Genomic DNA, 13,450 nt, shown 5'->3' with positions numbered 1-13,450 from the left:
TGGCCGCCACCAAGCGGGCGCTGTGGCAGGCCCTCGAGCTGGGGCTGACCGACGCCTGCCGGGCCGGGGGCAAGGAGCTGGCGTCGCTGTGGGGCCACCCCGACCAGGAGGAGGGTCCCCGAGCCTTCGCCGAGAAGCGCGAGCCCGTATGGCAGCCGCTCTCCCCTCCGACGGCCGGCGGCGGGGCTGGGGTCCCCGCCCCTTCGGAGGAGGGCGGGGATGGGGCCCCGCCCGGGGCGGCGAAGCCGCAACAACAGAGCGACACGTGATCACAGCGAGCCAGCTCCTGGGCCGGTGGCTCCGCGTGCGGGGGATCGATGTCGTGTACGGGCGATCGCTGACCGGCCTGCGAGTCGTCGAGGTCGACGACCCCGTCGTGGCCACCAGGCTGGCGGCTGCCCACCGGCGGGTGAACGGCCAGCCGGCCGCCGTGCACAGCGGCGACGGCCGGTTGCTCGTAGCCAGCCCGGAGCCGTCGGCACAAGAGCTCGCCCTGACCGATCCCAGAGATCTCCTCGACGCCGACATCTCCCCGGTTGGCGGCGCGGCCGTCCTCCGGTTGGACCTCGACCTGGATGCGCCGGCACCTGACGCGATGCCATCCGCCCCCCCGCCGGTCGACCGGTGGATCGATCCCGACCCCGACCACGTGAAGGCATTGGTGGCGGCCCGATCCCCGGTCGTCCTCGCCGGCCCGGGGGTGGTCGAGAGCAAGGCGACATCGGGACTGAACGCCTTGGCCGCGGTGGGCAGTCTCGGCGTGCTCAACACCTGGGGCGCCAAGGGCGTGCTGGACTGGCGCAGCCGACACCACTGGGCCACGGTCGGTCTCCAGGCGCTCGACTTCGAGCTCGGCGGGTTGGGAGCTGCCGACCTGATCGTGGCCACCGGGGTGGACGCGGCCGAGGCCCCCGATGAGCGCTGGCAAGTGGCGCCGTTCCTCGTCGCACCCCCGGGCTCTCTCGGGCCGCTCGCCGAGCGGTGGTCCCGGCCGGACACGGAGCTGACCATGCCGCCCCTGCGGGCGGCCCTGGCCACTGTCACCCAGCAGGGCTGGGCGGTCGATGCGGGTCCTCTCGCCCCCACCCGGGTGACGCTCCACTACGGGCAGTGCTTCGGCACCGGTGGCCTGGTAGCGGCCGACCCCGGCGTCTCCGGCTACTGGGTGGCGCGCACCCTGGCCACGACGGAGCTGGGCGCCGTGCAGGTGCCGGCGGAGCGCGACGCCGGCGGCTTCGCTCCTGCCTGCGCCCTGGCCGCCCGGCTGCGCCGTCCGTCCCGGTCGGTGCTGGCGGTCGTGGACGCACCGCCGAGCCCGGCGGTGCGAGCGGTGCTCGAGGCCGCCGATCAACTGGGCATCAGCCTCCCTCTCGAGGTGTGGGATCCGTCGGGACCGGCGCTGGCGCCCGCCGATCACGTGGACCGGCTCAGACGACTGGCCGTAGCCGATCGACCCGAGCCGGTATCGCTGGCGGCCGACCCGACACAGCTGAGCCGGATGGTCGACGCCGCCGGCCCTGTCGTGGCGTGGGGCGGCTGCGTTGCGAACAGCTCATGAACCTGACCTCGTTGCTCACCGACCATCCGTTCTCCGACGACGAGCTCCTACTGCACACGGTCGACCGGTCTGTCACGGCAGGCGATGTCCGGCGCGCGGTAGCCGGGTGGGCGAAGGCCCTTCGTGAGAGCGGGCTCCATCCCGGCCAGGCCGTCGCCGCCCAGCTGCCGAACGGTCCGGAGGCGGTCATCGCCATGCTCGGCACCTGGATGGCCGACTGCGTGTGGGTTCCCGTCAATCCTCGCTCTCCATCGCACGAGGTCGACCGCGTGGTGGACGTGACCCGACCCGCGGCGCTGCTCGACGAGTCCGGCCTGGCTCCCCGCGCACGGGGCCGCACCTACGAGCCGGGGATCGCGTTCGTTCTCTGGACGTCGGGGACGACCGGCGAGCCCAAGGCCGTGCTGCACACGCACGAGGCCTACCTCGAGCTCATCGATCGGGTGCTGGGTCCTTTGCGACCCGGCCCCGGCGACCGATCCCACCGACCGACCCCCAATCTGATCCCGGTCTCGCTCGCCCTCAACGCCGGGATCTACAACGCGCTGTTCGGACTGCGGGCGGGCGCCGCCCTCGTGATCATCGACAGGTTCGAGGCGAGGGGGTTCGCCGACCTGGTGCGACGATTCCAGATCCGCTCCACTGTGCTGCCACCGGCCGCCATCACGATGCTCAACGACGATCCCCACATCACCGACCTCTCTCCTCTCAAGTACGTGCGCAGCATCACCGCGCCGCTCTCGCCGCTCCAGGCTCGACGCTTCACCGAACAGTTCCACGCCTTCGTGTTGAACGGATACGGTCAGGCCGAGATCGGAGAGGTCATCGGCTGGACGGCGGCGGATGCCAAGGGTTTCCCCGAGAAGATCGGCGCCGTCGGGCGGCCCCATCCGGGGGTGAAGATCAAAGTCGTCGGGGACGAGTCCAGGGTCCTCGAGCCGGGTGGGACCGGGCGGCTCCACGTGCGGCCGCCCAACCGGGCCCTCGGCTACGCAGGAGGGGGCGATCTCGACGACCGCGTGGACGCCGACGGCTACCTCGACACCGGCGACATCGCCCGGGTGGACGGCGACGGGTTCGTCTGGATCGAGGGCCGCGCCAGTGACGTCATCAACCGGGGCGGCAACAAGGTGTTCCCGGGCGACGTCGAGGAGGTGCTACGACTCTCCCCCGCGGTGGCAGATGTGGCTGTCGTCGGAGCGCCCGACGACCGTCTGGGCGAGGTACCGGTCGCCTTCTTCACCGGAGAACAGGCTCGAGCCGGTGAGTTGGAAGCACTATGTCGCGACCACCTGGCGCCCTACAAGGTGCCGGTCGCGTTCAAGCACGTCGGGCTGTTGCCTCGCAACGAGGCTGGCAAGCTGCTGCGGAGCGAGCTCGTCTCACGGGCGATCGTCGAGCCCAGTTGAACGCCGGCAACCTCGGGCGACGGTCCGTCTCGATACAATATGCATCATAAACGGAGCTCGTTGCGCCCCCTGGAGGACAATGCCTCGCACCGCTTCTGCCCAACAGTTCGCCAGACGCAGCAGCGGCACCGACGCCGCGTTGTACATCCGGCGACTGATCTTCGAGGGCGAGCTGCGCCCCGGCGAGCGGGTACCCCAGGACGAGCTCGCCCAGGACCTCGGGATCAGCCGCATCCCCATCCGGGAGGCGCTCATCGCCCTGGAGAGCGGCGGCTGGGTGACCATCGAGCTGCACCGGGGCGCCTTCGTCACCGCACTGGACGAGCAGGCGGTCCGAGACCACTACGAGCTCTACGGCCTGGTGTACGGGTTCGCGGCCAAGCGGGCGCTGGCGCGCAAGGCGCCGGGCCTGGAGGACAAGCTGGCCGAGCTGGCCGAGGCGTTCAACGAGACCGACGACACAGAGGAGCTCGAGAGCCTCGCCATCGACTTCCACGCCGCCATCACGGGCGCGGCGCGCTCGCCACGGATCAACGTCGTGCTTCGGGCCATGTCGGGACTCGTGCCGGGCAACTTCTTCGAGCTCGTCCCCGCCGCCATCGATGGCGAACGCCGGGGGCTGACGGCCATCGCCAGAGCCATGAAGCGCCGCGACGGGGATCGGGCCGCCGCCGAGTATCAGCGGATGATGAGACGCCAGGCGGACAATGTCGTCGCCGTCCTCCGCCAGCGGGGCCTGCTCGACAGCGCTGGCTCCGGCGGAGCAGACACCAGATAGCTCAGAGGTCCTGCCAGTCGTCGCTCCTGTCCGACTTGTTGGGTTGGCGGCCGGTGCGCAACGGCGACAGGGGTGAGTCGACGACGAGGAAGCGCTGGGACGAGATGGTCCGGTCGTAGCTGGCGCGCCGCCACCGTCTGATCGGGGTGTCGGCGCACTCGACCCGCTCGGCACGCTCGAGGGCCGCCCATCGATCCCACGACGGGATCGCCCACAACAGGATGCACTCGGACTCGTTCGTCATGGCCGTCTCCCACGCGCCGACCAGCACCCAGCCGTGCTCCTCGTACAACGGCACGGCCGCGTCCCGGACGTGCTCGAGGAAGTCGCGGGAACCGCCCTGCGGCAGCTCGACCTGCTCGTGGGCGTAGACCTGCCCCCGTACACCGTCGGCGCACAGCTCCGCGATGGTGCGACTCCACGGCGCGGGGACGAGGATCCTGTCCACCCCGCCGCGGCGATACTTGGCCGCCTCGGCCCACCACTTGGCCAGCTTGGGGTCCTGGAGGCCCGGGTGCTCGAACTCGTGACCGAACGATGCCGCCAGCCCGTCGAAGCCGTCCTCCTCCCATATGTTGAGGACCCTCGGCCAGTACGACGTGCTCCCCACCACACCCCACACGCCGTAGCAGAGCTGATGCCGTTCCTCCTGGGCGATGGGGCTCCAATTGGCCGTCATGTGGTACATGTACCGAGCCCGATTGTGGCCGAGGATGTCGACCAGCTCGTGGATGTAGACCTTCTCGTTCGTGGACATCTCTCCTCGGGCCCCCTCGCCAGGAAGGTATATAGAATACGAGGCTAGTCGTACCCAGGAGGCCCACAGTGCGCCCCGAAGACATGGTCCTCATCAGCGTCGACGACCACATCGCCGAGCCGGCGGACATGTTCGACGCTCACGTGCCAGCCAGGTACCGCGATCGCGCCCCTCGGGTCGTCACGGACGAACGGGGCTTCCAGCAGTGGTGGTACGGCGAGAAGCCAGGCCGCAACCTTGGTCTCAACGCCGTGGCCGGCAAGCCTCCGGAGATGTACAACGTCAACCCCCAGCGCTACGAGGAGATGCGTCCCGGCTGTTACGACGTGCGCGAGCGGGTGCGGGACATGTCGGCCGGCGGGCAGCTGGCGGGGCTCAACTTCCCCAACTGGACCGGGTTCTCCGGTCAGGTCCTCAACGAGGGCCCGGACCGCCACATCAACGAGATCATGATCAAGGCGTACAACGACTGGCACGTCGACGAGTGGTGCGCCGCCTATCCCGACCGGTTCATCCCCTGCGGGATCCTTCCGCTCTTCGACGTCGAGCTGGCCGCGGGCGAGGTGCGCCGACTGGCCGACAAGGGCTGTCATTCGGTGACCTATTCGGAGAACCCCGCCGCCCTCAAGCTCCCCTCGATCCACAGCGGCTACTGGGACCCGCTGTTCGCCGCCTGCTCCGAGGTCGGCACCGTGCTGTGCCTGCACGTCGGCTCGTCCTCCCGCAGCGCCGCGACCTCACCCGACGCGCCGCCCAGCGTGGCCATGAGCCTGTCGTCGGCGATGTCGATCTACTCGCTCGGGGACCTCGTGTGGGCCGACTTCTGGTGGAGGTTCCCGAACCTGCGCTTCTCTCTGACCGAGGGGGACATCGGGTGGATCCCGTACTTCCTGCAGCGGGCCGAGCACACCCAGGAGCGCCACGCGGGCTGGACCCGTCACAGCTTCCCGTCCGGCTCCGGCCCGGCCGAGGTGTTCCGCGAGCGTGTCCTGTGCTGTTTCATCAACGACAGGGTTGGGATCAAGCTCATCGAGGAGTTCAACATCGACAACGTCTGTTGGGAATCGGATTATCCGCACTCCGACAGCAGCTGGCCCCGGGGACCGGAGACGCTCGAGTCGCTTCTCCAGTCCCTGACCGACGACCAGATCGACAAGATCACCCACGAGAACGCCATGCGCCACTTCCAGTTCGATCCTGCGGTCGCCCGACCTCCGGAGCGGTGGAACGTGGCCGCCCTGCGGGCCGAGGCGGCCGATGTGGACACCACCACGCGGGTGGGCCGCGCGCCCGATGACAGCGACGTCGAGTACTTCCAGAGCCTCAGGGCGGCACCGGTCGCGCCCCGCCGCTGACCGGCCTACCCCAGGGCTCCGGCGGCGCGGAGCTCGGCCATGCGAGCCTCGTCGTAGCCGAGCACCGTGGTCAGGACCTCGTCCGTGTGCTGGCCGACCGTCGGTGCCCTACTCGGGGTGGGCTGCGCCTCGCCCACGACCTTGATGGGGTTGGGGAGCAGGTCGGCGCCCAGCTCGGAGGCGGGGAGCCACGACATGCGGTCCTTGAACTGCGGATCCTCGGCGAGCGTCTTCGGCGAGTTGACCGGGGCGATGGGCACGTTGTGCTGGCCGGCAAAGTCCATCCAGGCCTGGGTGCTCCGCTCGGCGAACACCTCGGCGAGGATGGCCCGCAGCTCCAGATTGCCCTTGGCGTGGTCGGCGAGCTTCGACCCGGGCCAGCGCTCGAACAGCTCAGGCCGGCCGACGCCTTCACAGAACGACTTCCAGAAGGCCTGCTCGGACGCCATCAGCATCACGAACCCGTCAGCCGACTCGTAGATCTGGTAGCGGACCCCGTCGCGCATTCCAGCCGTGCCCGGAGGCCGGCGCTCGTAGTCGTCTGACTTGTTGCCTGTGACCTCGGACTCGGGCCGTTCGTAGGCCCGCCAGGTCGAGCTGCGAAGCCAGTCCATCGCCGCGGCGGCGTCGGACTGCGCCACCTCCAGCTGGCTCGCCTGGCCCGTGGCCCGGGCGTTGGTCACGCCGGCCAGGATGGCCAGGGCTCCATAGAGGGGCCCGGCGTTGATCCCGATCGACACGTGCTCGGGGATACCAGGGAAGCCCTCCGGGGTGCGCTCCGGCGTGACGACCCCGGCCCAGGTGTCGTAGGCGATCCCGTGGCTGGGCAGGGCACGGTACGGGCCCGTCATGCCGTAGCCGGAGATCGTGCAGAAGACGATGCGGGGATTCACCTCCCGCAGCTGCTCGAAGCCCAGGCCGCGGCGGGCCAGCCCCCCGGGCCGCATGGCCTCCACGACGGCATCGGCTCCCCGCACCAGGTCGAGGAAGACGCTCCTTCCCGCTTCGGTGCGCAGGTCGAGCACGACGCTGCGCTTTCCCCGGCTGAGCTGCAGGTGCATGAGCGAGACTCCGTCCACGATGGGCCAGGTCATCTCCCGCACGTAGTCACCCTGCGGCGGCTCGACCTTCACCACATCCGCACCGAGGTCGGCCAAAGCAGTGGTGACGGCGCCCGGTCCGAGCATCGAGCACTCGACGATCCGCAATGATGCCAGAGGTGCGGTCACAAACAGCGCCTGGTGTCGCCCATGCTCGAAATCTACGCGATCGGCGAGGGCCTCATCGCTTCTCGTAGGTGACGCCGGCCTTCTCGGCGTCCCAGGTCGCTCCGGTCATGGCCTCGGCTCGCAGCTCGCGCTTGAGGACCCGACCGACCGGGCTGCGGGGAAGTTGGTCGCGGAATTCGATATACCGGGGCAGGGCAAAGTACGGCAACTGGTCCACGCACCAGCGAAACAGCTCCTCCTCGGTGATCGAGCTCTCCTCCTTGATGGTGGCCGTGACCTTGAGATCGTCCTCGGTCAGCTCGCTCGGCACGGCGTGGACCGCCACGTCGGCGAGCGCACCGTGCGACATCAGCACCCGCTCGATCTCGAAGCTCGAGATGTTCTCCCCCCGCCGCCGCAGGTAGTCGGCCTTGCGGTCCACGAAGTACAGGTAGCCGTCCTCGTCGATGCGACCTACGTCGCCGGTGTGGTACCACCAGTTCCTGCTGGTCTCCACGGTTGCCTCAGGGCGGCCCCAGTAACCCTCGAACATGACGTGAGGGCGCTTCGGGCGCAGGACGATCTCTCCGTCGACGCCCCGAGGAACCTCTCGATCGTCCTCGTCGAACACTCGGGTGTCGAAGTACTCGTCGTTGAGCACGCCGGCCGCGTTGGGCCGATTGGTCGTGCCCGGTGGCTGCCAGGACACCAGGCTCGCCTCGGTCACGCCGTAGGCGCCGCTGAACGTCCGAACGCCGAACCGCTCCTGCACGACGCCGTCGACCTCGACGGGCAGAGGCACGGCCGCCAACAACCGCAGCGTCTTGTTGGCCGCAGGTTGCCCCGACCGCGGCATCTCCGGCCTGTCGACATCGTGGGCGAGGAGATAGGCCATGGTGCCCAGGCTCGAGGTGATGGTGGCTCCCACCCGGTTCATCTCGGGCCAGAAGCTGGAGACGGAGAACCGCCGGTAGATGGCGGACCGCCCACCGAACAGGAGCGCCCCGAGGACAGCCGTCGTCAGGGCGTTGAAGTGGAACAAGGGCAGGGGCGTCCACACGACGTCGGCGGGCGTGCGCTGCCAGCAGATGCCGATCTGGCGGGCGAGGGCGGCGTGGTAGTTGTGGCTGAGCATGCAGCCCTTCGAGGGCCCCGTCGTTCCCCCGGTGTAGATGAAGGTACCGAGATCGGACGGCCGGCAGTCCACAGACGGCTGGTCGGCAGGCGCCCCGAGAAGGTCGGCCCACCGGTGGACCTTTACCCCGGACATGGCCGGGACGTCAGCGCCCGCACCGCCATCGTCGGCCTGGTCGACCACCACCACGTGGTCGAGCCCCTCGACCTGGCCGACGACCTCGACGGCGCGCTCGAGCAGGTCCTTCTCGACGACCAGGACCCGTGAACCCGAGTCCTGGAGCTGGTGCCGGAGGTAGTAACCCTTGTACGCCGTGTTGATCGGGACACCGATGGCCCCGCCGCGCACGGCCCCCCACCACGCCAGCAGCGCCTCGGGCGAGTTGTCGATCAGCGTGGCGACACGCTCTCCCTTGGTAGCGCCGAGGTCCCTCAAGGCGTTGCCCAGCCGGTTCGCCGTCGACGCCACCCCGGCGGCGGTGAGCTTGGTCCCGCAGACGTCGAGGTACTCGCCGTCGGGGTCGTCCTCCAGGCGTCTGTCCAGGAGCTCATTGATCGTGAACTGCTCGTCGCTGATCCACACCTGGTCGGACATAGGAACCCTTACTGACGCATACCCGTGATCACCGGAGGCGCCGCTGCTTGCGCACCTCGTGGTCCGCGGTGAAGGCTACATACTGTATACAGAGGGGAGCGGAGATGGCAGACGACGGCAGCGGCCACGAGGGCGAGGCGCGGTACGCCGAGCGGATGTTCCCCGCCCCCGTCGACCACGGCATCGCCAAGGAGGACCGGGCGGTGTCGACCGTGGTGTCCGGCGTCGACACGGCGACCCTCGGGGGCTGGGAGAACGAGACGTGGTACCAAGGCGGCGGGAGGTCGGGTGAGAAGGCCGTCGAGTCCATCGTCGTCTACCCCCCGACCCGGGGCCTCCAGACCCAGGGAGACCCCTTCGAGCCGGTGAAGATCGGCATTCTGATCGACATGGACCTGGGCCAGCTCCTGGCCGACTGGATCGATCCGACCATCCTCGCCATCGAAGACGCCCTCAACGAGGGCGTGTACGACCGGCCGGTCGAGATCTTCACGGTCGACGCCCGCGGCCTGCCCCGCGAGAACTACCGGAAGGTGATCGCCGGCTACCGCCGCCTCGTCGAGGAGGGCTGTGTCGTCGTGATCGGACCCATGATCTCCGACAACTCTGTGGCCCTGCGGGACACCATCAACGCCACCGGCGTCGCCTGCCTCGGCTGGACGGGAGCCGTCCGCTTCTCGGGTGAGTACTGCTTCACCGTCGCCAATGGCGACATCCCCATCGAGGGCCGGATGTGCGCCGGATGGTGCGCCCAGCAGGGTCACACCGAGGTCGGCTTCTTCTGGGAGCGGGGCTCGTCGGGGTCCGATTACGCCGACTTCTTTCGCTCGGCAGCGCGCGACGAGGGACTGGAGATCGTGAAGGAGGTGACGCTGGGGCCGAACCCACGCGACCTCGAGCGCCACCTCGCCACCATGCGCCGTCTGGGCGCCGAGGCCATCGTCTATCTCGGCTACGGCTACAGCACGTTCCACTTCGCCCGGGCGTTCAAGGCGATCGACTGGGACCCGCCGAGGATGATGGGGACGGCGTTCATGTTCTACTCGAACTCCAACGCATGGGCCGAGGGCCTCGAGGGCTGGCATGGCGTCGACCAGCTCGGTGAGGACGGGGCGAACCCCAACTACGAGGCCATGCTCGAGCGCTTCGACGCCCGTTTCGGCCGGACATCGAGGAACGTCGTCGTCGCCCTGGCCTACGACTCGGCCCGGGCGGCCGTCCACGGCATCGCCAATGCCCTCATCGCCACCCCCCGAGAGGTGAAGGACGGCCTCGAGCGCCTCAAGTGGCTCCCGTGCACCAACGGCGGTCCCGGGACCAGCCTCACCTTCGCCCCGTACGACCACCGGGGCTACAAAGGCGACTTCCTGACCATCCGGGAGCTGCGGCGCGGCGCCCTGCACTTCCGCGGCTACTTCCGACCGACCTGGCCCTCCAACCGGAGCTCGCCCCTGATGGAGCCTCGGTCGAGCGCAGGGGTAGCGTCCGAGGAGAGCCGATCGTGAACGGAGACCACCACATGCAAGACCCGCTCGGATACGAGGGCAAGCACGTCGTCGTGACCGGCGCCGCGTCGGGGATGGGACAGGCGGCCGCGGCGATCCTCGTCGACCTCGGTGCCGACGTGATGGGGCTCGACGTCAAGCCGGTCGACAAGCCGGTCAGGCAGGCGTTCGAGATCGACCTTCGCGAGCGGGCGTCCATCGACAAGGTGGTCGGCGCCATCGGGGGGCCGGTCGATGGCGTGTTCAGCTGCGCCGGGTTGCCCGGGCCCCCGTTCTCCGACCTCGACACGGTGCTGGTCAACTTCATCGGCGCCCGGCACCTGATCGAGTCGCTGGTGCCCAACCTGCCACCCGGCTCCGGCGTGGTCGCGGTGTCGTCGGCGGCCGCTGTCGGGTGGCAGCAGGCGCTGGACTCGCTGCAACCCCTCGTCGAGACTGATGGCTTCGAGGCGGGCAAGGCCTGGATGGAGACGCACCCCGACGCAGTCGGCTACAGCGCCTATGCCTTCACCAAGCAGCTGATGAACGTGTGGGTCTCCTCGCGAGCGGTCGACCTCATCGACAAGGGCATCCGCCTCAACTGCATCTGCCCCGGCCCCACCGAGACACCCATGATGCCGGCCTTCCACGCCCTGGCCGGCAAGGAGCTGGTCGACATGGCCGTCGGTCCCATCGGGCGGTACTCGACGCCCGAGGAGCAGGCGTGGGCGCTCGTCCTCCTCAACAGCCCCCGGCTGAGCTACGTGACCGGTGAGGTGTTCGACACCGACGGCGGCTTCACCGGCGCGCTGATCACCGGCCGACAGAAGGGTTGGGGCGCATAAAGGCGCGGCCGGTGTCCACTAGTTGACGCTGTCATCCGGAAGGTACGAGTAGAACTGCTCGGACCACTTGCGGTGCTCGAGAATCGACCGCTCGGACTTCGTCAGGACCGGCCGCTCCCGGTAGATCTTGTTCTCCCAGATCGGGATGTCCTGGCTGACGCCGGTGCAGAAGCTCTCGGCGGCCTGCTGACTCACGTGCTCACCCGCTGACTTGGGCGCCGTGAAGATCCACCTGACATGCAGGTTCTCCTCGTCGATCGGCGTCGTGCTCGACAAGAAGGTGCAGTACCCGCTCACGCGGAGCACGCCGAGCCCGAGGCCGAAGCCCTCGCGGACGAAGTTGCCGTTCATGCCCACCGAGCGCTTGTACGTTCCGTCGACGACGAACTCCTCCTCAGGGATGGCATCGGTACCGTGCACGTACTTGAAGTGGGCGTAGTCGACGTTGTTCTCCGCCATCTCCTGACAGCAGCTGGCGACCTGGTACTCCCGAGAAATGATCGGCGCCCAGTCCGCGTCGTGGAACTCGGCTACGACGGGGACGTCGTAGAAGGGCGGCTTCTCCTCCCGGTGGTGCCAGGCCCAGATCATGTGGTTGCGCTCCAGGGTCGGGTAGGTGCGCGTCGTCGCCCGGTTGGGGAGGTGGTCGCTCTCGCTGTAGGGGATCTCCACGCAGGCACCCGTCTCGCCATCGAGGCACCAGCCGTGGAACGGACAGCGGATCACCTCCCCCTCGACCCGTCCGCCGACGGCCAGGTTGGCCCCGAGGTGTGGACAGTGGGCGTCGAGGAGCCTCGGCTCGCCCCCGGCCGTCCGATACAGCACGAGGTCCCGCCCGAAATAGAACAACGGCATCACGTCGCCCACGTCGAGCTCGTCGCCGCGGGCCACGATGAACCAGCCGTTCGGGATCGGAAAGGGGAACCGCCGCCCTGACCCTCTGGTCACGCGAGGTCGCCGAGCCCGGTCGAACACCAGATCCTGGTCGGCGGGCATGGGCAACCCGGCGAACTCCCGGCTCACCGAGCCGCGGTCGCTCTGCGAGACAGACATCGCTTCCTCCTCGACCCGAGGCGCGTAGATCCTCGGGTCACTCATGCTGGAGCCGGCTCCACCGGCTGGTCCCCGTGCACCTCTTCGACCGTCGGACCGATCTGCTCGGCCTGCGCCGTCACCTTGGCTACGTCGAGCCCATACAGCTCGGCGGCATTCGCGCCGAGCATGCGGCGGGTCTCGTCCTCGGGAACGTCGCGGAAGCGCCTGCGGATCCAGTAGTGGGTGTACGGAAAGGTGCCCTCTGGATGGGGCAGGTCGCTACCCCAGAGCAGGTTCCCGACGCCCACCCCGTGTCGACGGTCGATGTCCTCCTGGCCGGGCGTCGACGCCGCCAGGAAGCAGTTGCGATCGAAGTACCCGGTCGGCCTCATCGTCAGCTCGGCTCGGAAGGCGTTGCCCATCTTGGCGGTGTTGTGCCCGCCGAGGTACTTCTCGTCCATCTTGTCGAGAATGTCTGGCGCCCACCAGGCGCCGTTCTCGGCCACCACGTACTTGAGCCCGGGGTGCCGCTCGAACACGCCCGACCAGATCAGCACCCACAACGGTCTCGCTGCCCACCAGTGCGCCTCGGTCGCGTAGATGGCGATCATTCCCGGTCCCTCGCCGTAGTCCGCCGGTCCGGCGCCCGAATGCGTGTGCAGGACCATGCCATGCTCTTCGCAGGAGCTCCACACCGGGTCATACCGGGGGTGGTGGTAGGCGGGCTGATCGAACCACCTGGTCGGGATCATGACCCCTCGCAGGCCACGCTCGCGGGCGGCGCCGATCTCGGCGACGGCCGCGTCGATGTCGTGGAGGATGGGCACCACGGCCACCCCTATCCGCCGGTCGGGCGCCTCGGAGCAGAAATCGGCCAGCCAGCGGTTGTGGGCCGTGGCCCCGGCCATGACGAGCTCGGGATCGGTGCCGGTCCCACCGGCGAGGCCTGAGCCGAAGGGTGACGCCGCCACCCGCCCGGTGCCCAGGACGTCGGCGTCCGGGAAGAGCACCTCGGCGGTGACGCCCTCACCGTCAAGCACCTTGTTGCGGTACTCGGAGTCGTACGCAGCCAGCAGACCGCCATCGCCGCCCGTGAGCTTCTCCCACTTGGCGATGAACTCGGAGCTCTGCCGTTCGACGTTTGCCGCCTCGAGGAGCCCCTTCATCGCCTCCAGGTGGTCATCGAATGCGGCTCGGTACCGGGGATCGAGGTACGTGCGGTACTGAGCAGCGGGGGGTCCCGCGTGACCGTCGGACGAGATCACCAGATAGCGATTCATCGATCTCCCAAT

12 protein-coding genes are annotated in these 13,450 nt (G+C 69.0%); 7 read left to right on the top strand and 5 right to left on the bottom strand.

Features of this window, described 5'->3' with window-relative positions; translation table 11 throughout:
- The 4 genes from VGF64_04070 to VGF64_04055 all read left to right on the top strand — a co-directional run.
- A partial coding sequence (locus VGF64_04070) for a hypothetical protein (GenBank protein HEY1633911.1) occupies nt 1-269 on the top strand: 269 nt, incomplete at its 5' end.
- Complete coding sequence (locus VGF64_04065) at nt 266-1,558, top strand: hypothetical protein (protein HEY1633910.1); 1,293 nt, start codon at nt 266-268, stop codon at nt 1,556-1,558. The genes VGF64_04070 and VGF64_04065, both read left to right, overlap by 4 nt.
- Complete coding sequence (locus tag VGF64_04060) at nt 1,555-2,967, top strand: long-chain fatty acid--CoA ligase (protein ID HEY1633909.1); 1,413 nt, start codon at nt 1,555-1,557, stop codon at nt 2,965-2,967. Before VGF64_04065 ends, VGF64_04060 begins: the two co-directional genes overlap by 4 nt.
- A gap of 79 nt (nt 2,968-3,046) precedes the next feature.
- A complete protein-coding gene (locus VGF64_04055; protein HEY1633908.1) occupies nt 3,047-3,745 on the top strand; it encodes a GntR family transcriptional regulator in 699 nt (232 codons plus the stop codon).
- Between the two features lies 1 nt (nt 3,746).
- On the opposite strand, the gene VGF64_04050 is transcribed toward VGF64_04055, so the two are convergent.
- The gene (locus VGF64_04050; GenBank protein ID HEY1633907.1) at nt 3,747-4,502 is read right to left on the bottom strand and encodes a hypothetical protein; all 756 of its coding nucleotides are present in this window, start codon (nt 4,500-4,502) and stop codon (nt 3,747-3,749) included.
- Between the two features lie 68 nt (nt 4,503-4,570).
- Between VGF64_04050 and VGF64_04045 the strand changes: the two genes are divergently transcribed.
- Nucleotides 4,571-5,857, top strand: a complete 1,287-nt coding sequence (locus VGF64_04045; protein ID HEY1633906.1) for an amidohydrolase family protein — start codon at nt 4,571-4,573, stop codon at nt 5,855-5,857.
- Nucleotides 5,858-5,862: 5 nt separating this feature from the next.
- Here VGF64_04045 and VGF64_04040 read toward each other — a convergent pair whose 3' ends face one another.
- Together VGF64_04040 and VGF64_04035 are read right to left on the bottom strand one after the other, a co-directional pair.
- Nucleotides 5,863-7,086: a CoA transferase gene (locus VGF64_04040; GenBank protein HEY1633905.1), complete on the bottom strand. Its 1,224-nt coding sequence runs from the start codon at nt 7,084-7,086 to the stop codon at nt 5,863-5,865.
- A 52-nt stretch (nt 7,087-7,138) separates the two neighbouring features.
- On the bottom strand, nt 7,139-8,794 hold the full coding sequence (locus VGF64_04035; GenBank protein HEY1633904.1) for an AMP-binding protein: 1,656 nt from the start codon (nt 8,792-8,794) through the stop codon (nt 7,139-7,141).
- Between the two features lie 104 nt (nt 8,795-8,898).
- Between VGF64_04035 and VGF64_04030 the strand changes: the two genes are divergently transcribed.
- Nucleotides 8,899-10,299, top strand: a complete 1,401-nt coding sequence (locus VGF64_04030; GenBank protein HEY1633903.1) for an ABC transporter substrate-binding protein — start codon at nt 8,899-8,901, stop codon at nt 10,297-10,299.
- Nucleotides 10,296-11,123: a coniferyl-alcohol dehydrogenase gene (locus VGF64_04025; GenBank protein ID HEY1633902.1), complete on the top strand. Its 828-nt coding sequence runs from the start codon at nt 10,296-10,298 to the stop codon at nt 11,121-11,123. Before VGF64_04030 ends, VGF64_04025 begins: the two co-directional genes overlap by 4 nt.
- 18 nt (nt 11,124-11,141) lie before the next feature.
- On the opposite strand, the gene VGF64_04020 is transcribed toward VGF64_04025, so the two are convergent.
- Together VGF64_04020 and VGF64_04015 are read right to left on the bottom strand one after the other, a co-directional pair.
- Nucleotides 11,142-12,221: a Rieske 2Fe-2S domain-containing protein gene (locus VGF64_04020; protein ID HEY1633901.1), complete on the bottom strand. Its 1,080-nt coding sequence runs from the start codon at nt 12,219-12,221 to the stop codon at nt 11,142-11,144.
- Nucleotides 12,218-13,438: an amidohydrolase family protein gene (locus VGF64_04015; GenBank protein HEY1633900.1), complete on the bottom strand. Its 1,221-nt coding sequence runs from the start codon at nt 13,436-13,438 to the stop codon at nt 12,218-12,220. The genes VGF64_04020 and VGF64_04015 overlap by 4 nt, the downstream gene beginning before the upstream one ends.
- Nucleotides 13,439-13,450 lie beyond the last annotated feature (12 nt).

This window comes from Acidimicrobiales bacterium, from assembly GCA_036491125.1.
In the GTDB taxonomy this organism is placed as follows: Bacteria; Actinomycetota; Acidimicrobiia; order Acidimicrobiales; family AC-9; genus AC-9.
Note: the sequence above shows the minus strand (reverse complement) of the source record. Positions and strands in the feature narration are given on the sequence as shown.

Excerpts from the sequence above, each read along its gene's own strand:
- VGF64_04035 (HEY1633904.1), bottom strand. The coding sequence starts at position 8,794 with ATGTCCGACCAGGTGTGGATCAGCGACGAGCAGTTCACGATCAATGAG.
- VGF64_04060 (HEY1633909.1), top strand. The coding sequence starts at position 1,555 with ATGAACCTGACCTCGTTGCTCACCGACCATCCGTTCTCCGACGACGAG.
- VGF64_04050 (HEY1633907.1), bottom strand. The coding sequence starts at position 4,502 with ATGTCCACGAACGAGAAGGTCTACATCCACGAGCTGGTCGACATCCTC.
- VGF64_04055 (HEY1633908.1), top strand. The coding sequence starts at position 3,047 with ATGCCTCGCACCGCTTCTGCCCAACAGTTCGCCAGACGCAGCAGCGGC.
- VGF64_04015 (HEY1633900.1), bottom strand. The coding sequence starts at position 13,438 with ATGAATCGCTATCTGGTGATCTCGTCCGACGGTCACGCGGGACCCCCC.
- VGF64_04020 (HEY1633901.1), bottom strand. The coding sequence starts at position 12,221 with ATGAGTGACCCGAGGATCTACGCGCCTCGGGTCGAGGAGGAAGCGATG.
- VGF64_04030 (HEY1633903.1), top strand. The coding sequence starts at position 8,899 with ATGGCAGACGACGGCAGCGGCCACGAGGGCGAGGCGCGGTACGCCGAG.